We start from the raw sequence: 2468 nt of genomic DNA on the forward strand, positions 1-2468 counted from the left end.
TCCTGGAGGACGACTACGACGGCGAGTTCCGCTACGACCGGCAGCAGGTCGGCGCGCTCCAGGACCTCGCCCCCGACCACGTCGTCTACCTCGGCACCGCCAGCAAGTCCCTCGCCCCCGGCCTGCGCATCGCCTGGCTCGTCCTCCCCCCGTCCCTCACGGCCGAAGCGGCCCGCCTCAACGGCGCCCAATCGACCAGCGCCCTAGAACAGCTCACCCTCGCCGAGTTCATCGACTCCGGCGCCTACGACCGCCACGTACGCGCCTCCCGCCTCCGCTACCGGCGCCGCCGCGACGACCTCGTCACCGCCGTCACCACCCACGCCCCCGACGTCCGCGTCACCGGCATCGCCGCCGGCCTCCACGCCGTCCTCAGCCTCCCCCCGGGCACGGAACACTCCGTCATCCACGCGGCAGCCTGGCAGAGCCTCGCCCTCTACGGCCTGACCCGCTTCCGCCACGCGACCCTCACCACATCCCGCGACGCCCTCGTCGTCGGGTACGGCACACCGTCGGACCACACGTGGCCTGCGGCGCTGGCGGCGCTGTGCAGGGTGCTGCCGTGAGCAGCACGAAGCTCCGTCGCAGGAAGGCGACTCCGGCGACGGAGCTTCGGTCAGGTCTTTCAGCCCAGGTCGATCTCCGGGTACAGCGGGAAGCCCTGGACGAGGTCCGTCGCGCGCTGGGCGATCTCCTCGGAGACCTTGGTGTCCAGGACGTGCGCCGCCTTGGAGACCGCGCCCGACTTGGTGGTGCCCTGCTGGGTCGCCGTGAGGACGCGGTCGATGAGGCCGGCGACCTCGTCCATCTCGGACGTGCCGAGGCCGCGGGTCGTCAGGGCGGGCGTGCCGATGCGGATGCCGGAGGTGTACCAGGCGCCGTTCGGGTCGGCGGGGATGGCGTTGCGGTTGGTGACGATGCCGGAGTCCAACAGAGCCGCTTCCGCCTGGCGGCCGGTGAGGCCGTACGAGGTGGATACGTCGATGAGGTTGAGGTGGTTGTCCGTGCCGCCCGTGACCAGGGTCGCGCCCCGGCGCATGAGGCCCTCCGCCAGCGCCCGGGAGTTGTCCACGATGCGCTGGGCGTAGTCCTGGAAGGACGGCCGGCGGGCCTCGGCCAGGGCGACCGCCTTGGCGGCCATGACGTGGGGGAGGGGACCGCCGAGGACCATCGGGCAGCCCCGGTCGACCTGGTCCTTGAGGGAGTCGTCGCACAGGACCATGCCGCCGCGCGGGCCGCGCAGGGACTTGTGGGTGGTCGTCGTGACGATCTGCGCGTGCGGCACCGGGTCGAAGTCGCCGGTGAGGACCTTGCCCGCGACGAGGCCGGCGAAGTGGGCCATGTCGACCATGAGGGTCGCGCCGACCTCGTCCGCGATCTCCCGCATGACGCGGAAGTTCACGAGGCGCGGGTACGCGGAGTACCCGGCGACCAGGATCAGCGGCTTGAACTCACGCGCCTGGGCGCGCAGCGCGTCGTAGTCGATGAGGCCGGTCGCGGGGTCCGTGCCGTAGGAGCGCTGGTCGAACATCTTGCCGGAGATGTTGGGGCGGAAGCCGTGCGTGAGGTGGCCGCCCGCGTCGAGGGACATGCCCAGCATGCGCTGGTTGCCGAAAGCCTGGCGCAGCTCGGCCCAGTCCGCCTCGGAGAGGTCGTTGATCTGGCGGACGCCGGTCTTCTCCAGGAACGGCACCTCGACGCGGTCGGCGAGGACGGCCCAGAAGGCGACGAGGTTGGCATCGATCCCGGAGTGCGGCTGGACGTACGCGTGCCGCGCCCCGAACAGCTCGCGCGCGTGCTCGGCGGCCAGCGACTCGACCGTGTCGACGTTCCGGCACCCGGCGTAGAAGCGCCGCCCGACCGTCCCCTCCGCGTACTTGTCGCTGAACCAGTTCCCCATGGCCAGCAGCGTCGCCGGAGACGCGTAGTTCTCGGACGCGATCAGCTTCAGCATCTCGCGCTGGTCGTGGACCTCCTGGCCGATCGCGTCGGCCACCCGCGGCTCGACCGCGCGGATGACATCGAGGGCGGCGCGGAAAGCGGTGGACTGGGTGGACAGGGGCTCGGACATGAGACCTCCGGACGTAGGGCTACGGCGTTCGGCGTTCAGGTTCGGCCCAGGCGCACGGCACTCGGTCACTCCGGGCCGCTCCCCGATGGTCGGTCCCATCCCAGCGCGCCAGTCACGGCCCTCGGCCAGCCTACCCGGTGCCCTCGATCCGCCACCGGCCCACTTCCCGGTACGCGGAGTCGTACACGGCACTCCCGTCACCGGGTTCCAGCCCGTAGTGGTGGAGGTTGCCGCCCCAGTAACGCAGGATCCGCCCGAGCTCCTCGACGGGGCGTTCGGGGTCGACGGAGACTTCGAGCACGAATTTCGCGGTCGTCATGCCTTCTATCGTTTCATTGACGCGCCCTGTGAGACTTTCCGGCGATCTGCCCTGAGGGATCGCCGGAAAGCCTCAACA

Annotated in this window: 3 protein-coding genes and 1 riboswitch; of the genes, 1 reads left to right on the top strand and 2 read right to left on the bottom strand. The window is 70.9% G+C overall.

Annotated elements, in window-relative coordinates; all coding sequences use genetic code 11:
- Positions 1-566: aminotransferase class I/II-fold pyridoxal phosphate-dependent enzyme (locus tag AOK24_RS25365; protein ID WP_159051977.1), on the top strand; the 566-nt coding region annotated here is incomplete at its 5' end.
- A gap of 59 nt (positions 567-625) precedes the next feature.
- Here AOK24_RS25365 and AOK24_RS25370 read toward each other — a convergent pair.
- Positions 626-2071 (bottom strand): glycine hydroxymethyltransferase, encoded by a 1446-nt coding sequence (locus tag AOK24_RS25370; protein ID WP_055722387.1) that lies wholly within the window; start codon positions 2069-2071, stop codon positions 626-628.
- Between the two features lie 37 nt (positions 2072-2108).
- Positions 2109-2197: riboswitch (ZMP/ZTP riboswitch) on the bottom strand.
- Between the two features lie 4 nt (positions 2198-2201).
- Positions 2202-2390: a hypothetical protein gene (locus AOK24_RS25375; protein WP_055722388.1), complete on the bottom strand. Its 189-nt coding sequence runs from the start codon at positions 2388-2390 to the stop codon at positions 2202-2204.
- Positions 2391-2468: the final 78 nt, after the last annotated feature.

Source organism: Streptomyces niveiscabiei (assembly GCF_001419795.1).
Classification (GTDB): Bacteria; Actinomycetota; Actinomycetes; order Streptomycetales; family Streptomycetaceae; genus Streptomyces; species Streptomyces niveiscabiei.